Consider the following 13992-nt stretch of genomic DNA (forward strand, 5'->3'; position numbering starts at 1 on the left):
TTTCCACCTCACATTAATTCAAAATGATACGAAATGGCGGCAAGCGCATATAGCGGTGCCGTTTCCGTCCTTAATATTCTTGGCCCAAGAGCACAAGGAACAAATCCATGCTCCAAAAGTCGATCAATTTCTTTTTCTGTCAGGCCCCCTTCAGGACCGAACACACATAAAATCGATTCACCATGTTTCATCTTTTGGAGAGTGGAGGCAAAAGCTGCATGCTCCCCTTCTTTTGCACTCTCTTCATAGGCGACAATCTTATAAGTATAGTTTTTGCTCTTCTCTAAAAGCAGGGCTAGTGAAGCAGTCTCCTCTACAACAGGCACCATCGAACGATGTGACTGCTCAGCCGCTTCTTTGGCAATCTTATTCCAGCGTTCCACTTTCTTTTTGCCCTTTTTTTCGTCCCACTTCACTATCGAACGAGCAGCATTAAAAGGGATAAACGACTCTGCTCCGAGTTCTGTTCCCTTTTGTATTACTAACTCCAATTTATCCCCTTTAGGCAGCCCGTTCGCAATCGTAACACGAACTGGAATTTCCGTTTCAGCCTTTATCCATTCTACAATATCCGTCACTACCATATCATTGGTAATTTCAGCAATTTTGCAAAGGGCCGTCTGCCTGGTTTCCGAACAGCTGCAAAGAAGTTGATCGTCAACGCTCATCCTCATAACCCGAACTATATGATGAACATCTTCCCCTGTAATAGTTATGGATGTATCATCTATTTGATTGGAGTCAATAAAATAACGTTGCACGATCTTCACCCTCGCTTATTCTTCTTTTTTGGCGATAAATGCCACCCAATCTTCCATCATCATCGTTTCTTCAATTTTGAAGCCTGATTTGATGAGGGCGTCTTTCACTTCCTGCTTTTTCATGCTGATGATTCCTGAGGAGATAAATGTCCCTCCATTTTCTAGGACGCGGTACACATCATCTGTGAAACGGACAATAACCTCTGCCAAAATATTAGCAACAACTACATCAACAGGACCTTCTACATTTTTTAGTAGGTTATTTTGTTTCACTGTCACTGTTGGATGCACTTTGTTCAATTTGATATTCAGTTTAGCAGATTCCACTGCCACGTCATCGAGATCAAGAGCCAGAACTTCCTTCGCATCAAGCATGGCTGCAGCGATACTTAAAACCCCGGAACCTGTACCTACATCAATCACTTTATCTTGTGGCTTGACGGTTCTTTCGATCGCCTGTATGCAAAGTACCGTTGTCGGGTGGGTACCCGTTCCAAACGCCATCCCCGGATCAAGCTCGATGATCTTCTCATCAGAGCTTACTGGTTCGTACGTCTCCCACGTAGGCACGATAGTAAACTTCTCAGAAATTTTCACAGGATTGTAGTACTTTTTCCAAGCAGTTGCCCATTCTTCTTCGTTCACTTCACTGATGGAGATATTGTTTAATCCAAGGTCAATATCATAAACCAACAGATTATTGATTGCGTCCTTTATCCCTTCCACTGTTTCACCTAAAAAACTGTTTACAGGAAGGTACGCTTTCATTACGACACCTTCTTCGGGGTAGTCATCTGGATTGAGTTGGTATATCTCCCCGAACTGATCTTCTCTTTCTTTTGTAAGTTCAAAAGGGTCCTCTATGACCACTCCACTCGCCCCTGCTTCGTGAAGTATATGAGAGATCGGTTCTACCGCCTCATTAGTTGTATGGATACTAATTTCTGACCATTTCATTCATACCAACTCCAATCCTGACTTAATGATAGCTATTAACACTTATTTATTCACCTTTAAGGACACGTTTTACTTTTGCAAAGAAGCTGTCTTCCTGCTCATCCGGCGCTTGCCCACTTGTTTCCGCAAATTCGCGTATCAACTGTTTTTGTTTCTCGGACAGTTTTGTAGGGGTGATCACACGGATCTTGATATGCTGATCTCCTTGGCCATAGCCGCGGACATTGGCAATACCTTTTCCTTTTAGACGGAAGTTAGTACCTGTTTGCGTCCCACCAGGTACTTTCAATTTCACTTTCCCGTGCAAGGTCGGCACTTCCACCTCATCACCAAGTGCTGCCTGAGCAAAAGTTATCGGCATTTCGCAGTACACATCATCGCCGTCCCTTTCAAAGAACTCGTGCCTGCGAACATGGAATACAACATATAAGTCCCCAGCAGGACCGCCGTTCACTCCAGCTTCCCCTTTTCCAGCTACGCGCAATTGTTGTCCTTCATCCACACCAGCCGGGATGTTGACTTTGATTTTATTGCGTTTCTTCACACGGCCTGCGCCATGGCATGTTGTACATTTGTTGGGAATGGACTTTCCTGAACCATTACATTTTGAACAGGTTCTTCTGTTTACAATTCGTCCAAATGGAGTGTTTTGTTCCACACTTTCCTGCCCGGTTCCTCGGCAATGTGAACATGTTTCCACTTTTGTACCGGGTTTTGCTCCTGTTCCTGAACATGTATCACATGTTTCTTCAACAGGAATTTCAATGGTCGTCTCTTTTCCGAATGCTGCCTCTTCAAAAGAAAGCGTCATGGTGTATTGAAGATCTGACCCTTGTCTTGGAGCGTTCGGATCACGACGTCTTCTTCCGCCGCCTTGACCACCAAAAAACGTTTCAAAAATATCTTCAAAGCCGAAGCCACCGTCAAATCCAGCGCCGCCGCCAAATCCTTGGTTAGGATCGGTATGGCCGAATTGGTCATAGTGCGCTTTCTTTTGGTCGTCGCTCAACACTTCGTAAGCTTCTTTGATTTCTTTAAATTTGTCCGCTGCATCTTCTGCTTTATTGATGTCCGGATGGTATTGTTTTGACAGCTTTCTATAAGCTTTCTTTATTTCGTCTTTCGACGCGCTTTTACTGACGCCAAGCACTTCATAGTAATCGCGTTTACTCATTAAATACCCACTCCCGTTTCATTCACATAAAGGTTATTGTATCACCTGAAAGAGGGAAAAAGCAATAAAAGTTATGTGCTTCAACCCCAGTCTGGTTAACTCCTTGGCACCTTCCGTTTCAGGTGGTCGCTTTCCGCGGGGCGGTGCTTGAGCCTCCTCACTTCGTTGCGGGGTCTCAAGCTACCGCTACGGTCCCGCAGGAGTCGACCACCTTCCACTCCAGGCACCAAGGGATGTTTCTTTTTCCTGCTTACATAAAAAGAAAGCCAAAGCCATGGCTTCGACTTTCTTTTTATCTTTATCAGAAAAGCCCTAGGACTTAATCTTACTTTTTATCGTCGTTTACTTCTTCGTACTCTGCGTCGACAACATTGTCGTCGTTGTTCGCAGCGCCTTCTGCACCCTCTGCTCCTTGAGCGGCTTGTTGTGCTTGTGCAGCCTGCTCATAAAGCTTCATGGAAATTTGTTGGACGATTTCTTGAAGTGCATCCTTTTTCGTACGGATCTCTTCTAGGTCGCCTTTTTCGATAGCAGCTTTCAATTCTTCTTTTGCGTCTTCCGCTTTTTTCACTTCTGCTTCTTCCACTTTACCTTCTACTTCTTTAAGTGTTTTTTCAGTTGTGAATACAAGCTGATCTGCTTCATTGCGTAATTCTACTTCTTCTTTACGCTTTTTGTCTGCATCCGCATTCTCTTCCGCTTCTTGAACCATGCGGTTGATTTCGTCCTCGGATAAACCTGAAGAAGATTTGATAGTGATAGCTTGCTCTTTGTTTGTTCCAAGGTCTTTCGCACGAACGTTCACGATACCGTTTTTATCGATGTCAAAAGAAACCTCGATTTGTGGAACACCACGCGGTGCTGGCGGGATATCAGTCAATTGGAAACGACCTAATGTTTTGTTGTCGCTTGCCATTGGACGCTCCCCTTGAAGTACGTGAATGTCTACCGCTGTTTGGTTGTCAGCAGCTGTAGAGAATACTTGTGACTTACTTGTAGGAATAGTTGTGTTTCTTTCAATAAGCTTCGTGAATACGCTGCCCATTGTTTCGATTCCTAAAGAAAGTGGTGTTACGTCAAGAAGTACTACGTCTTTAACATCACCAGTAAGTACTCCACCTTGAATAGCTGCACCTAGAGCAACCACTTCATCCGGGTTAACCCCTTTGTGTGGGTCTTTACCAGTTTCTTTCTTGATTGCATCTTGAACGGCAGGGATTCGAGTAGATCCACCTACAAGGATAACTTTGTCAAGTTCAGAAGCAGAAATACCTGCATCTTGTAATGCTTGACGAACAGGGCCCATTGTACGTTCTACAAGTCCAGCAGTAAGATCATCAAATTTCGCACGGGACATGCTAACTTCTAAGTGAAGTGGTCCAGCTTCCCCAGCTGTGATGAATGGTAGGGAAATTTGTGTGCTTGTTACACCGGAAAGGTCTTTTTTCGCTTTTTCCGCTGCATCTTTCAAGCGTTGTAATGCCATTTTATCTTTAGAAAGGTCAATGCCGTTCTCTTTTTTGAATTCTGCAACAAGGTAATCAATGATAACCTGGTCAAAGTCATCTCCACCAAGACGGTTGTCACCAGCTGTAGAACGCACTTCAAATACGCCATCTCCAAGCTCTAGTACGGATACGTCAAACGTTCCGCCACCAAGGTCATAAACAAGGATCGTTTGATCTTCGTCCATTTTATCAAGACCGTATGCCAATGCTGCTGCAGTTGGCTCGTTGATGATACGTTCTACTTCAAGACCAGCGATTTTACCTGCATCTTTTGTAGCTTGACGCTCAGCATCATTGAAGTATGCAGGAACTGTGATAACAGCTTTTGTAACTGTTTCTCCCAGATATTCTTCTGCATAGCCTTTTAAGTGTTGAAGGATGATTGCAGATACTTCTTGTGGAGAGTACTCTTTTCCTTCTACTTCCACTTTGTAGTCTGTACCCATGTGACGCTTAACTGACATGATTGTGTTAGGGTTTGTGATGGATTGGCGTTTTGCCACTTCCCCTACTTGGCGTTCGCCGTTTTTGAAAGCAACAACAGATGGAGTTGTTCTGTTACCTTCTGGGTTAGGGATTACTTTTGGTTCGCCGCCTTCAAGCACAGCTACACATGAGTTCGTTGTACCTAAGTCAATACCGATGATTTTACTCATTTTGTTTTTCCTCCTATTGCAACTTACATTAATATGTAGTTATTTTATATTTCGGTTACCGTTGATCTCCGTTGCAGGCACTCGCTTTCCACGGAAGGTATCGCGGCCTCCCGGCGTATACTCCTGCGGGGTCGCCCTTAACACGCTTATCCCTCAGGAGTCTCGTGCCTTCCACTACAATCAACTATTGTCTTACTTTTACCATGGACGGGCGGATGACGCGGTCTTTGAGCTTATACCCTTTTTGAAACTCTTCCAAAACAGTGTTGGATTCCGCTTCTCCCTCTTCCACCTGCATGACTGCCTGGTGTAAATGAGGATCGAATGACTGTCCAACCGCTTCGATCGCTTCGAGTCCTTCTGACTTCAGTGCCTCCACTAACTGACGGTGCACCATTTCCATGCCTTGTAAAAACGTTTTTATTTTCTCATCCTCAGAATCTACTTTAAGCGCACGCTCAAAGTTGTCAAGGGCAGGAAGTATATCTGTAACAAGATTCTGTGCACGATATTTTTGTGCAGCCTCTTGGTCAAGTCTCACACGTCGACGGTAGTTATCAAAATCGGCTTGTAAGCGAAGAAGGCGGTTTTCCGACTCTTCAAGCTTAGCTTCCAATTCGGAAATTTTCTGTTGTTCCGCAGTTACTTCTGCTTCTTCAACGTTTTCCGTCGTCTCTTCACTTTCTTCCGTTGCTACTTCTTCATTTTCAACTGTTGCTTGTTCGTTCTCGTTTACCAATGGTTTCACCTCCCTCAAAGTGTAAAAATCATGTTGTTGTTGCATGGTGATAGGACGGAGCGGTAACTCCATCCTCTAACAATATTTCCATGCTCAGTCCTTTTGATACAGTTTATTGACCGCCTGTGAAAGGTCGGAACTGACAAGTTGCAAGAGACTGACCACACGGGAATATTCCATTCTGGTCGGACCGAGCAAAGCGATCGTACCAAGCTGTTCTGGTCCGATGGAATAGCTTGCAGAAATAATACTGCAGCCTTCCATACCCGGAATGTTATTTTCACTGCCTATCTTAATATGGATACCTGCTTCTTTCGCGCGAATATGCTGGGACAAGTCCTTGCCTTGATCAATCAACAGCATCAATGAACGTATCTTATTGATATCATTAAACTCGGGTTGGGCAAGCATATTCGTTTTGCCTCCAAAAAACACCTTATCCTTTTCTTCCATATATAAAGTGGAGCTCAAGGATTGGAGAATGTTTTCATAGTTCCCGATATGAGATCTTAAGAGTGTTGCCACTTCCTTATATAGCTTATTGATCAGCTCTGACAGTGGTACCCCCACTAGACGTTCATTTAAGATATTGACCATCTTTTGGATATCGGATGAATCCATGCTGGCCGGAAAAGAAAACATGCGGTTTTCGACATGTCCTGTATCCGTCACGATGATTGCAACCGCTTGTTCCGGATTGATGGGAATGATCTGCAGGTTTTTAAGTCTGTGATCCCTTACTCCCGGCCCAAGGACAATGGAAGTGTACTTGGTCAGATCAGAAAGAATCTGTGCAGATTTTTGGACGGTTTTTTCCAATTCATATATTTGCTCGCGAAAGATGGATTTAATTTCAAACACATCCTGCTTCGTAAGCCTTTCCGGAGAAAGCAAGTGGTCCACATAATAGCGGTACCCCTTTTCCGATGGAACCCTTCCTGAAGAAGTGTGTGTTTTTTCTACGAATCCTAATTCTTCCAAATCTGCCATCTCATTTCTGATAGTGGCAGAGCTGAACGAGATTTCATCTTTCTTGGAGAGCGTTCTGGAGCCAACAGGTTGTGCAGATCGGATAAAGTCGTCAATTATGACTTGCAATACTAACAACTGTCGTTCTGTAAGCACTCAGCATCACCTCTGTTAGCACTCCTATTCATCGAGTGCTAATTCTATAAATAAATTACCAAATACCCATTCACATGTCAATCAGATCGCACCAATAAAAGCCTGAAAAACTTCATTACCGAGAAATTTCCCTTTTCTCGTAAGTCGGATGTGGCCATTCACGTGCTCTAAGAGGCCCTTTTCTAGATTTTCAGCAATAGCATCTTTGAAAATAACCAGCAACTCTTCTCCAAATTTCCTCTTGAATGTGGAGCAAGAAACTCCCTCACTCTTTCGAAGCCCAAGGAACATCTCTTCTTCCATTCTCTCTGTTTTTGTTACATCATGTTGCTCTTTATATGGAAACTTAGTTTCTTCTATTGCATCCATATACTTTTTAAGCGGTCCGTGATTGGCAATTCGCACACCATCTAAATAACCGTGGGCACCTGCGCCAATCCCATAATAGAATTCGTTATCCCAATAGGTAATATTGTGTCTGCTTTCATAACCTTCTTTTGCAAAATTGGAGATTTCGTATTGCTGATAACCGTTCTTCGCCATCTCATCCAATAGCACTTCATACATTTCCGCTTCTTCTTCTTGTGTTGGTAAAGGGAGCTTCCCTTTGTTCATCAGGTTATAGAAAACCGTTTTGGGTTCGATAATCAAGGAATAGGCAGAATAGTGTTCCATCTCTAAGGAAAAGGCCGTGTGCAAAGTTTCCTTGAAATCAGCTACTGTTTGATCTGGAAGACTGTAAATTAAATCGATACTGATATTTTCAAAACCTGCTTCTCTCGCATGTTCAATTGATTTAAAAACATCCGCTTTTCTATGAGACCTGCCTATCCTTTTCAAAAGATCATCATTAAAGCTTTGCACTCCGAAACTGAGCCTGTTGACCCCACCCTCTTTTAGGAGGCGAAGTTTTTCCAGCGATAGGTCACCAGGGTTGGCTTCGAATGTATATTCCATTTCGGGTTTTACTGGAAAATGCTTTTGCACGGAATCAAGCAAAAAGGATAATTGTTTTTCATTTAATGCAGTAGGTGTCCCCCCGCCGACAAAAATGGTTTGGAGTCCTGAGGCAGGGTATTTTTCTATCGTATTTTTCATTTCTGTATCCATGTATGCCAAGTATTCATCTACTGGTTGATTTTTCAAGAATACTTTATTGAAATCACAGTAGTGACAAATGTGTTCACAAAATGGGATATGGATATAGGCTGATTTAATCATAAGATCACACTTTCGTTTGTTTACTTCGTATCTGTTAGCTTATCACATGTGACGCATGTATGAAAAAATACCGCAGATTAAACTGCGGTATTTTTGTTATTGTTTTTTGTTGGCATTGTCGTCCATTTTCAGTACTGCCATAAATGCTTCTTGCGGTACTTCTACAGAACCAACTTGCTTCATGCGTTTTTTACCTTCTTTTTGCTTATCTAAAAGCTTACGTTTACGGGAGATGTCTCCTCCGTAACATTTTGCAAGAACGTTTTTACGCATAGCTTTGATGTTTGACCTTGCAACAACTTTCTGACCAATGGTCGCTTGGATTGGTACCTCGAATTGCTGTCTTGGAATAAGTTCCTTTAGCTTTTCCACAATGATTTTCCCACGCTCATAAGCAGAATCTCGGTGAACGATAAAGGAAAGGGCATCAACCTTCTCAGCGTTAAGCAGGATGTCCATTTTAACAAGATGCGAAGGTTTGTAACCAATTAGTTCATAATCAAATGATGCATAACCTTTTGTATTGGATTTCAACGCATCGAAGAAATCATAAACAATTTCCGCTAATGGAATTTCATAAATTACGCTGACGCGAATATCATCCAAGTACTGCATGTCAATGAAGTTTCCACGCTTTTCTTGGCACAATTCCATAACTGCCCCAACGTAATCATTCGGTACCATGATTGTAGCTTTTACATATGGCTCTTCCACTCGATCGATGGACTGAGGATCTGGCATGTTAGAGGGATTGTCCACTCGCAATTCCTCGCCATCTGTCAAATGTACATGATAGATAACGGATGGTGCTGTTGTAATTAAATCAATATTAAATTCACGCTCGATACGTTCTTGAATGATTTCCATGTGGAGCAAACCAAGGAATCCGCAACGGAAACCAAAGCCTAATGCTTGGGATGTTTCCGGCTCATATTGAAGCGCAGAGTCGTTTAGTTCAAGTTTTTCAAGGGCTTCACGCAAATCATTGAATTTTGCAGAGTCGATTGGATATAATCCACAGAACACCATTGGGTTTAATTTACGGTAACCAGGAAGAGGTTCTGCAGCTCTATTTTTCGCATGAGTGATAGTATCACCGACACGCGTGTCTCCAACATTTTTGATGGATGCAGACAGGAAACCAACATCTCCAACGGTCAGCTCATCAAGCTGCACAGCTTTTGGCGTGAACACCCCGACCTCATTAACCTCAAACTCTTTTCCAGTAGCCATCATACGGATTTTGTCTCCAACTTTTACGGTCCCTTCCACGATACGGATATAGGCAACCACCCCTCGGTAAGGGTCGAACAGGCTATCAAAAATCAACGCTTTCAATGGTGCTTCCGGATCGCCTTGAGGTGCAGGGATCTTTTCTACTACCTGCTCCAAGATCTCACCGATTCCAATACCAGCCTTGGCACTTGCCAGGACAGCATCAGAAGCATCAAGTCCAATTACATCCTCAATTTCTTGGCGAACCCTCTCAGGCTCTGCACTTGGAAGGTCAATTTTATTAATGACAGGCATGATCTCTAGTTCATTATCAAGTGCCAAATACACATTGGCTAATGTCTGGGCTTCAATACCCTGTGCCGCATCGACTACAAGTACCGCCCCTTCACAGGCAGCCAAGCTTCTGGAAACCTCGTATGTAAAATCGACATGTCCAGGTGTATCGATAAGGTGGAAAATATATTCTTCGCCATCATTAGCTTTATATCGTAATTGAACGGCATTCAATTTAATGGTGATCCCACGTTCACGTTCAAGGTCCATGGAATCAAGCAACTGATTCTTCATTTCCCTTTGTGTCAATGCAGACGTTTTTTCCAATATTCGGTCTGCTAAAGTTGATTTCCCATGGTCAATATGGGCAATGATTGAAAAGTTTCTTATCTTTGATTGTCGTTTTAACCGTTCTTCTCTGTTCATTATCTGTTTCACTCCTACACTTTCGGCAACGTACACTATTTCTGATTATATCAATACGAAAAGGAAGATTCAATGAAATTCGGATTGTTTGAATTTCTCTTTATAATAAAGGCATTGTTAAACGCCGCTGATGATTTCCGCGAAAGGCTTAGACTCCATTCATCAGCTAAGATGTTCAAATCAATTTATAGATGGAGCAAAAAAAGAAAGCAAAGTCATGGATTAAAAACTCCTAGCCCACGTCCCTCGCTCTCTACAAGTCCTATCATTCTTCCGTTTTTTCCTCTATCGTATCCTGCACTTTATTGAAAATCCCGCTCATCATGCCTGACATGCCATCTGCCAGTTTCTTTCCTGCAGAAGAGAATACGTTATAAGCTTTAATGCCTTCCAACTTTTCCTGCTTCTCTTTCATATCCTGAGAATTTATCTGGCGTCCGAGGATGGTGCCATTAATTCCCTCTGTCGTTTCAGCCACATGGAAAGCTTGGCCACTAAAAGCCGGATCATCGTATCCCTTCATTTTCCGCATTCCTTCATTTGCCTGTTGCATCCCTAAAAGCACTCCAAGAAATAGCACCAGAGAAATAAATAAACATTTGACCATAAATCTTTTCATCGCACTTTCAGCTCCTTTTTCACCTTATTGCGCTTCACCTTCAGCATTTCCGTCCACTTTTTCTGCCTGCCAGTAAATTTCACTGAACACATCGGCAAAAATCTCCAATGTACGGTTCATTTCTTCAAATGTATTATCCACTCCCCCCACTTCAATCAGCATCGAATTTGGGGAAAGGTCCTGATTATAGATACCATTACGAGTCTCGGCAGAAGGCGGAACAAATATACCTTTACTTAATCCAGGATACTTTTGCTCCAACTTTTTATGAATCTGTTCGGCCAAATACTGGTTCTTCTCATAGTGTTGATTTTTCTTCCCTATTACAAAATAAAGCCTTGCATGCGGAACGCCATTTATGTCCATTGTCGTGCTTTTTCTTCTCCCCGAATCTCGATGGACGTCAATCAGATAATTTAGATGTTGGTTCCCTGCCATCGCTTCTTCCACGATAGGCCGCGTCACATCATAAGATTGACCGTACACCCAGCCCCTGTTCTTTAAGGCCAAGGCGGTGTCGGTTGTGTCAATATCAGTTCCGATGCCCCGTTGGACCAATTCTTCCTGAAGCTTTTTTCCAAGCCTTGTTACATTCACTTCGGGATGACTTGCTGCATTGGGGCTTGTCACACCTTCAAGATAAGGTAGGAACGATTCCCGGGAATGCGAGTGATAAATGAGAACAGTACGCTTGTCCCCTGTGGTCTGGGCAGGAGGTGGAGCGCTTTCCTCATTCTCTTTTTCCTCGTCCAGGTCGACGATGGAAGCTTGTCTTTCTTGTAGTAGCACTTCCATAGGCGGGGAGGATTCCACCGGCATATCCGTATAGTTCACCCCTGACCCCGCTACCAGAATTTCTCCGTCATAATAAGCAAAGCCTGGAATTTCATTTCGGATCAGACTGCGCGGATCATCAAGGTTAATGCTTGTCGTTAACTCAAATAAAGCGGAAGCATAATTAGGTGCTTTCGCTTCACTTGATAATCCTTGCGTAAAATAGGCATTGGTATACCCGAAAATATATAACAGAGACTCTCCCGAGAACCTTTTGGAAAACTCATTGATGGAGCTCGAGGTGACTCGGTATTCTGGCTTGAGAGATGTCATAACACCGGATACCGCAAATACAAGAATAAATCCTAAGATCACTGCTACGACTGATTTCTTAATGCTTGTCCCATTTAATACGACGACGTGTGAGGAGCGGTAGCCCTTCATTTTCTCACCCTTTCACATACTTGTTGCTACTATATGTATGCAAAAGGGTGAAAAGTAGAACACGGACGCCTAGTGTGTATAAGCGTCTACATTATCCTGGTTCACATGGAAATGCAGCGCAGAGTTCAAACCTTCCGCCACCACATTGGCCATGTCTTCTATAAAATCATCCACTTCCTTCGGTGTAACCATCAGGTTATGACCGAGCGGAGACAACACTTCGTGAATCAGCTTCCGTTTTTCCTCTTCAGGTAACGTTCCAACGATACCAAGGAAATTCTTACGATGCTCTTCCCCTGGAAGATCCTCTTCTGTCAGCTTCCGCCTTTCCCCAAATGTCATTCCTGCGGGCGCGAGCGACCTTGAAGGACTGTCCCCCTCTCTCATCTCTTTCCCAAAATGCTTCAGGATGAAGTCGATGGTGTCACTTGCCATGGACACAGCATCTACCACAGTCGGAATGCCAATGGCAATCACCGGAATTCCAAGTGTATCCATGCTCAGCTCCTTACGCTTGTTCCCAACACCTGAACCAGGATGTATCCCTGTATCAGAAATCTGGATGGTCGCATTTACCCGCTCGATGGACCTCGCAGCCAAGGCATCTATGGCAATCACAAAATCTGGCTTCGTTTTTTCCACCACTCCCAAAATGATGTCACTCGTTTCAATTCCTGTAATCCCCATCACTCCCGGGATGATCGCACTGACAGGCCTGAATCCATCCTGTACGGACTCTGGTTGCAGCTTGAACAAGTGCCTTGTGATTAACAGGTTTTCACATACCAACGGACCAAGTGCATCCGGTGTGACATTCGTATTACCAAGCCCTACAACCAGACAGGTGGCATCCTTGGATATATTAAGGGATGTAAGGAAGGCGCTGAATTCTTTTGCAAAGACAGTCTCGACTTTTTTCTGCAGATCGGAATCCTTTTGCCTGATTCCCACCGCTTCCAATGTGAGGTAGTTACCAGGCTTCTTTCCGGTCATTTCCGCTCCCTTATCTGAAATGGTCACGGTTGTAACATTGATACCATCCGTCTGTCTTTCTTTAACGACTACTCCTTCTATGGCCGATACAGGATTTGATGTCTGGTTATTTTCATTGTTCTGTAGGTTTTGATTCTGCCCATTCTGTCGGTTATGTTTCTCAATAGCCATCTGATTGGCTTCTACCGCCAAGTCGGTTCTCACTTCATACTTGCTTAGATCCAAAGGTTGTGGTTGATTCATTCTTTTTCCGCCTCCAGCATTGCCAAATTTTAGTTTTATTTTGACCCTACAACCGTTTTTCATGCATGAGAATGTGGGTGTTTTACACTTTCAAGAAAATTCCCTTGACTCCCTATTGCATAATCATAATGGATTTGATAAAATATCACTTGTTCTCATAAGTAAAGAAATGTCGAGTTTTATATAAATCTCGATCGTTGAATTGTATGGAGGTGAAAGATATGCCAAACATTAAATCTGCTATCAAACGTGTAAAAACTAACGATGTACGTCGTGCTCATAACGCTACTATCAAGTCTTCTATGCGTACTGCTGTGAAGAAAGTAGAAGCTTTTGTTGCTAACAACGATGTTGAAGGTGCAAAAACTGCTTACCTAGAAGCTGCTAAACGTTTAGACAAAGCTGCGCAAAACGGTATCATCCACAAAAATGCAGCAAACCGTCAAAAATCTCGCCTAGCGAAAAAAGTAAACGGAGCTACTGCATAATAAAAGGGCGATCCGGTTGGGTCGTTTTTTTATTTTTTGTCCTTTGGGGGTCAGACCCCCAAAGGATTTTTTTGTTTTACGGCGAATATAGAATAATACTGCGCTTTCAGATTATGGGTCAACCGGCTTTTTAAAGGTTGGTTGATGTTCTTCAGAGGTGTGGGATGATTCAATGATAGTGGATGGATGTTGGTAACGGACGTGATTCCGTTCAAATGTCCAAAGATTTTTGGTTTTTGTCCGAAGATTCCGCATAGTTGTCCGAAGTTTGGAGCAACTTGTCCGAACCTATTTTTTAAATGTCCAAACACTTAAAAATCTTGTACGAACTAGGTAGTGCAAATGTCCGAACTCC

General features: G+C 43.1%; 12 protein-coding genes. 1 reads left to right on the forward strand and 11 read right to left on the reverse strand.

What is annotated here, in order from left to right; all coding sequences use genetic code 11:
• Positions 1-8 precede the first annotated feature (8 nt).
• The 11 genes from MKY77_RS16795 to gpr form a co-directional block, all read right to left on the reverse strand.
• The gene (locus MKY77_RS16795; RefSeq protein WP_339146950.1) at positions 9-761 is read right to left on the reverse strand and encodes a 16S rRNA (uracil(1498)-N(3))-methyltransferase; all 753 of its coding nucleotides are present in this window, start codon (positions 759-761) and stop codon (positions 9-11) included.
• A gap of 15 nt (positions 762-776) precedes the next feature.
• Positions 777-1718 (reverse strand): 50S ribosomal protein L11 methyltransferase, encoded by a 942-nt coding sequence (gene prmA, locus MKY77_RS16800; protein WP_010196205.1) that lies wholly within the window; start codon positions 1716-1718, stop codon positions 777-779.
• 46 nt (positions 1719-1764) lie between these two features.
• Positions 1765-2892, reverse strand: coding sequence for a molecular chaperone DnaJ (gene dnaJ, locus MKY77_RS16805; RefSeq protein ID WP_339146951.1), 1128 nt, complete (start codon positions 2890-2892; stop codon positions 1765-1767).
• 325 nt (positions 2893-3217) lie between these two features.
• Complete coding sequence (gene dnaK / locus MKY77_RS16810; protein ID WP_237663753.1) at positions 3218-5056, reverse strand: molecular chaperone DnaK; 1839 nt, start codon at positions 5054-5056, stop codon at positions 3218-3220.
• 184 nt (positions 5057-5240) lie between these two features.
• Positions 5241-5840 (reverse strand): nucleotide exchange factor GrpE, encoded by a 600-nt coding sequence (gene grpE / locus MKY77_RS16815; RefSeq protein ID WP_339149846.1) that lies wholly within the window; start codon positions 5838-5840, stop codon positions 5241-5243.
• A 48-nt stretch (positions 5841-5888) separates the two neighbouring features.
• On the reverse strand, positions 5889-6920 hold the full coding sequence (gene hrcA, locus MKY77_RS16820; protein WP_339146952.1) for a heat-inducible transcriptional repressor HrcA: 1032 nt from the start codon (positions 6918-6920) through the stop codon (positions 5889-5891).
• 81 nt (positions 6921-7001) lie between these two features.
• Complete coding sequence (gene hemW / locus MKY77_RS16825; protein WP_339146953.1) at positions 7002-8141, reverse strand: radical SAM family heme chaperone HemW; 1140 nt, start codon at positions 8139-8141, stop codon at positions 7002-7004.
• A 96-nt stretch (positions 8142-8237) separates the two neighbouring features.
• Positions 8238-10079 (reverse strand): translation elongation factor 4, encoded by a 1842-nt coding sequence (lepA, locus tag MKY77_RS16830; protein ID WP_339149847.1) that lies wholly within the window; start codon positions 10077-10079, stop codon positions 8238-8240.
• A gap of 262 nt (positions 10080-10341) precedes the next feature.
• The gene (locus tag MKY77_RS16835) at positions 10342-10695 is read right to left on the reverse strand and encodes a DUF3679 domain-containing protein (RefSeq protein ID WP_339146954.1); all 354 of its coding nucleotides are present in this window, start codon (positions 10693-10695) and stop codon (positions 10342-10344) included.
• Between the two features lie 24 nt (positions 10696-10719).
• The gene (locus MKY77_RS16840) at positions 10720-11913 is read right to left on the reverse strand and encodes a stage II sporulation protein P (protein WP_339146955.1); all 1194 of its coding nucleotides are present in this window, start codon (positions 11911-11913) and stop codon (positions 10720-10722) included.
• Positions 11914-11982: 69 nt separating this feature from the next.
• Positions 11983-13149: a GPR endopeptidase gene (gene gpr / locus MKY77_RS16845; RefSeq protein WP_339146956.1), complete on the reverse strand. Its 1167-nt coding sequence runs from the start codon at positions 13147-13149 to the stop codon at positions 11983-11985.
• A 221-nt stretch (positions 13150-13370) separates the two neighbouring features.
• On the opposite strand from gpr, the gene rpsT reads away from it, so the two are divergent.
• Positions 13371-13637: a 30S ribosomal protein S20 gene (rpsT, locus tag MKY77_RS16850; protein ID WP_010196181.1), complete on the forward strand. Its 267-nt coding sequence runs from the start codon at positions 13371-13373 to the stop codon at positions 13635-13637.
• Positions 13638-13992 lie beyond the last annotated feature (355 nt).

The organism is Sutcliffiella sp. FSL R7-0096 (assembly GCF_038595065.1).
In the GTDB taxonomy this organism is placed as follows: domain Bacteria; phylum Bacillota; class Bacilli; order Bacillales; family Bacillaceae_I; genus Sutcliffiella_A.